Origin of the sequence: Parabacteroides hominis (genome assembly GCF_014287585.1) — a bacterium.
In the GTDB taxonomy this organism is placed as follows: domain Bacteria; phylum Bacteroidota; class Bacteroidia; order Bacteroidales; family Tannerellaceae; genus Parabacteroides; species Parabacteroides hominis.
The window spans coordinates 1-5,458 of record NZ_JACOOJ010000076.1 but is presented as its reverse complement, the minus strand read 5'-3'; the positions used below and the strand labels follow the sequence as shown (position 1 = coordinate 5,458).

Below are 5,458 nucleotides of genomic sequence, written 5' to 3'. Positions count from 1 at the left end.
GACCATTATCAATGCTTTACGGGCAAAACTTGTGGCGAGAATGTTCGCCGTTATCAAAAGGGATGAATTTTATTCTCCTATTTTATCGGAAAATATTTGCTAAAAACATAAGAATATGAGTCTCTGATGGACGCAAATATAATTTTGACGCGGATTTAGCGAATAACGCGGATAAGAAAACATGTATCAGGTGTTTAATCCGCGGTTATTCGCGCAATCCGCGTCAAAAAATCCTGTTTATTTATTTTAATCTGCGTCTATAAGACTCAAATCTGCCAAGATGTGAATCACAATCATAGATTACAACTCACTAATTTCTTCCACCGACAAACCGGTACATTGTGCAATCGTTCCAATATCAACTCCCTGTTTTTTTAAATTAGCTGCAATAAGGCGTTGTTCTTCCGCTTTCCCTTTTTCTATTCCATGCTTCATGCCTTCCGCCTTGCCTTCCGCTTTGCCTTTTTCCATCCCATCTTCGAAACTGGTATCGAGGGCGGCAGAGAGGTCACGTTCGACAGAAAGGCTCAGTTCATATTCCAAGCGCTGGTCAGGGGTCATGCGCTCTACCTCCACGATGCTTTTCAGCTTGCGGAATATCTGATTGTTCAGTTCTTGGGGTAATCGTTCCATGATCTCGATGTTGTTTAAGACATATAACCACTTCTTATAAAGCGTGTCGCACTCCGACAAAGGTAATACAAATTTCGGCATTTCGATATAGATTTCGTTGAGTGTTTCACTGAAGGGCTGCTTCAACTCCCGATCCATACGCACCACATCCCAGCGATATTTATCCGGACGGGACGGGTCCATCACGTAGTTCAGGATACACACGACATATACCTTGCTGATTTGGTAGTTCCAGCGTTTGCGGACTACTTCGTCCGGTTCCTTTTCGAGCCTTTCCTTTACGATCATGGATTGTTGCTGGATAGCAAAAGAGGCGTAATATAACACCCTGTCAGAGAAATACTTCTGCCGGCTTTTCTGCATCTCGACGATAAAGACTTCCCCTTTTTCATTCTCACAGAAGATGTCGAAAATAGCCCGTCGCTGGTCTTGTTTCAAACCGAGCATCTCGACATTGCGAAACGTAATGTCAACGATTACTTCCTGTTGAATAACTTCATTGAGGAAACTGATGATAAGATCTTTGCTTACTTCACTGCCGAAAATCTTTTTCCAGCCGTAATCCGAAAAGGGATTGATAAATTTGTCCATAATTAAATGTTTTAGTTGCACTATTGATACTTCGTGGACAAATATAGACAAATATTGTATATAGGAAAGGGTAAAACATATTTATTTTCGAAATAATCATGTTTAAGAAGAACTGAACCTGCAAATGATGATTTGTCGGTGTGATCCCTGTTCCCGCGCTTGACGCGGGATCGCATTAGGACCGGCCATATAAATATCGATCAATAAGGTCTGTTCTTTTGCGATCCCGCGTCAAGCGCGGGAACAAGGCAGAATTTCCGTTTCCTGCCGAGGGAATTTCCGTTTCCTCCAGGGGGAAACTGTAATAGGCTGGTTATTAGCGTTTATCAATACGCTGTTTTGAGATCCGTTTTTTACTTCATTCAAAGTATATCAGGTACTTGTATTTTATCCCTAAACTAAGGGAATATATTGCCCAAAGGGTATTGTTTTGTCCTGTAACCTACATATTTTGGGAAATTACGAGCATTTTTTCTTGTCGATTCGGAAAACCTATTTACCTTTACAACGATTCAGTAGTGGGCAGCGGCTCACGGAGCGCGGGATCAATTACATATTGTAAGCATTTTACGGAGATTATTCTGATCTGAAAATTTGGTAAATTTTTAAGTGTGAAGGAATAATGGACAGTAAATGCTTGCGCTGACTACGCATATAACATGTCTTCCATCTTAGATGGAGGGATTGTATAATATCGTATAGGCGCGGGCTTTTGTTCTATTATTTTCACACGGGCTTACCAGAGCCTTCAGGTTGATAATAGACAATTGACCCGCGTTTTTTATGCCCGTTCAGCCTCTCTTTTGGGGTTTTTAACCCCTTTCATAGATTACATTTAAAGGGGTTAAAAACCACAGAGGAACCGGCAAAGCCGGGAACAATCACCTATCCGTCTGCTGAAGCAGACGGCAAAAGAGAGGCTGCGGCATGAGGCTTGCCTCACTTGAATCTCATAGGAGCAGGTGGTATCGGCCATCCCCAAAGAGCCGTCAGGCTCTATTTCCGGCATAGGCAATTCTCGTTTCCTGCCGAGGGATTTTCTGTTTTGAGATCCGTTTTTTACTTCATTCAAAGTATATCAGGTACTTGTATTTTATCCCTAAACTAAGGGAATATGTTGTCCAAAGAGTATTGTTTTGTCCTGTAACCTACATATTTTGGAAAATAGTGGGCGTTTTTTCTTGTTGATTCGGAAAACCTATTTACCTTTGCAACGATTCCGTAGTGGGCAGCGGCTCACAGGGCGCGGGGTCAATTACATATTGTAAGTATTTTACGAAGATTATTCCTAAGTATAAAATCTGGAAAATTTTAAGCATAACGGGATAATAGACAGTAAATGCTTGCGCTGGTTACGTATAAGTTTATCTACCATTTTTATGGGTAGATTGTTATATCGTATAAGGCGCGGGCTATTGTTCTATTATTGTTATGCGGGCTTTTCCAGATGCCTATACTTAAATAATAGACAATAGTACCCGCGTTTTTTTTATGCCCGTTCATAATCATTCGCGGGGAGTTGTTCTCCCCTTCGTAAAATTAGTTGTTGGATTTTTATACACTATTTTATTAACAATTAATTTTTAATGATTATGAACAAGAGATTTTCTACTCTTTTGGCTACCGCTCTGGTAGCTGGTGGATTGTCCTTTAATGCGGCGGCAGCACCTGTTGATGCCAGTGCACTAAAAGATGGTCAAACTATTCATCTGATAATCGGTAGTGATACCGATTATCTGGCTATGGATGAAGCAGGTAATTTTTCTAAAGTTGCTGCCAGCAGTTGGAATGGAAAAATTAAGGACTTATTTGGAACTCTTTGGCAGATTAAGTTGATTCCTCATGCTACAGCTGGAGGAACAACTTACACTTATTCCTTTACAAACCGTTTATCTGGACAGATGTTATCTGTTAAGCTACAGTCTGATAAGAAAGATGGTGGTAGAGTCAATACTATTGCTGCTAATGAAAAAGGTGGTAATACAGAATGGGCATGGGATGATACTAAAGGTCTTTATGTGATTGGTACAGACTCTGCTTTTACAATTGGTTCGGATGATAATGGTAAACTGACTTTTAATGTAGAGAAAGGTTCCGCCATACCAGCAGCTACAACTACTGCTTTGTTAAAAGGAGATGTTTCAGCTACACCAGTTACTCTAACAGCGACTGATTTTAATACCTTAGTTGCAAAAGAAGCCGGTCGTTTGTTCTTCACTGACGAAAATGTATCTTCTACAGAAAAGAATGTGTTGACGGCTAATAAGTGGGAAGCTATTGATGCAGAAATCAAAAATGATGGATCTGAATTTAGCGGTGATGATGTTCTATATCTTACAAACGGAAAAGAACACAAACGGGTAATTGCTCCGGCAACAGATGAAACAACTCAGAAAGAATATCTGTTGGTCGATTATAATTTTTATGACCCATCGAAAGATTTCAACAAGTTAATTGTTGACACTATCGCTGTTGAACCGGATGCTACTTCTCCTGCTGATTTCAGTACTCGTTTGGCTGCTAAGCATCATTCGGCAACCGCTGCTTTCACTGTAACATATTTCATCCCGAATGATTCAATGGTGATTGCTCCGGCATTTGTTCCGACTTCTATTCCGGTGGCAACAACTTTGGAAGCTATGTATACTGCATTGCCTACTACAATTAATACAAGTGGCGAATTAACAGATGCAAAAAGTAAAGTTGGCATTGTTAAAGCTGCTGTAGCCATTTTTGCTGGTAACGCGAATGCTGATACATTTACTGAAGGATTGAATTTTGCGGAAGTAGAAAAGTTTACCGCTGCAGATGGCTCATTTGATAATAGTTCTGGTGTTTCTGGACAGACATTGATTGACAATGCAATAACAGCAATTAATGCAATAACGGCGGCTGATGCAAAAAAAGATGATATAAAAGCATACATTGCAGCAGCGAAAGCTTATTTGAATAGCCTAAAAGGCTTAACGATAACAGAGGCAGGAACTAAAAGCTCTGAGGATGCTCTTGTTTCCACCTCTGCCATCAAAGACGGTGAAAACTACGTTGATGGTTTGAGCCCTTTGGAAGTTAAAGCTGTTGATCCTGCTAAACAAGTGGTAATCCGCAAACTTTCTAACACAAAGGTTTTGACTATCGGTGAAATCACATCTGCTACAGATACTCACGGCAACTTGGTAGCCACTATCAAAACATCCGACAAAGACGCAACAATCGGTGGTGATGCTACAATCGCTGAAGGTCTGTATTATGTGATCAATGCAATGAAAGAAGATGAAGGTGCTGCTAATAAATTCTATGGTTTGTATTATGACTTTAGCCCGGTTAATCCTGCTAAGTATGTAGCAAAAACTCAGGCATTCAATCCGTTCGCTCAATTCGTAGTTTCTAAAGCTGCCGGTGTTGACAAAGGCAATTATACAATTGAAAACCGTGCAACAGCAGATGCTAAGTGGCAGGGTGTAACTAACGTTGTAGACAAAGACAACAACATCTTCGCTATCGGTGGCGATACAATCCAGTTGGTAGCAGCTGAAGACGTAGACGCAGACAACGCTTATATCGGCTACAAATATATCACAGCTAACGATGCAAAGAACAACAAGTTCACCATCACTTCTGCTGCTGACGTATTGGAAGGACAGAGCATTGTAATGACAAAAGACTCTACACTGAAAGTAGCTGCTCCGGAAGGCGAAGTTCTGTATACATTAGTTCCTTCTGCTGAAAGCAAATATGGCGTAGCTGATGCTTTGAAGAAAGTAACTTACACAGTTATGGATGCTGACAGCGCATTTATCATTAAGAATGCTGCCGGACAGTATGTATTCTCTAACGGTAAATATGCAACTAAGAACGGTACTCCGGTTCAGTTCACTATGATCGCTGTCGATGCTGATTCTACTTATGTATTGTATGATGCACAGGAAGATCTTGGAGAATCTCGTAAATTAGTTGTTAGCACTCAGTACAAGACAATCTCCGGCGAACCTCTGACCGCTCGCAACGACATGTTCATCGTTAAACCGCAGTCTGCTCCTGCTTCTTACAAATCTCTGCCGAAACACGTACGCATCCAGGCTATCAACGGCGACTATGCCGCTGTTAACGCTGCTAACCAGGGCATCGCTGTTCGCGAAGGTGATTTGAAGGCTGATGCTTATAGCAACTTAGACTTTATCTTCTGGTTGGATACAGCTCATTATGACAATGCTGCTCCTTACACTTACTACAT

Annotated in this window: 2 protein-coding genes; one reads left to right on the top strand and one right to left on the bottom strand. The window is 41.0% G+C overall.

From position 1 onward, the window contains the following. Positions 1 to 300: 300 nt before the first annotated feature. Positions 301 to 1,224, bottom strand: a complete 924-nt coding sequence (locus H8S65_RS20520) for an Rpn family recombination-promoting nuclease/putative transposase (protein WP_186931675.1) — start codon at positions 1,222 to 1,224, stop codon at positions 301 to 303. A gap of 1,592 nt (positions 1,225 to 2,816) precedes the next feature. Here H8S65_RS20520 and H8S65_RS20515 point away from each other — a divergent pair. Then, positions 2,817 to 5,458, top strand: a 2,642-nt coding sequence (locus tag H8S65_RS20515; RefSeq protein WP_186931674.1) for a hypothetical protein, incomplete at its 3' end; no start/stop codon positions are given.

Excerpts from the sequence above, each read along its gene's own strand:
- H8S65_RS20520 (WP_186931675.1), bottom strand. The coding sequence starts at position 1,224 with ATGGACAAATTTATCAATCCCTTTTCGGATTACGGCTGGAAAAAGATT.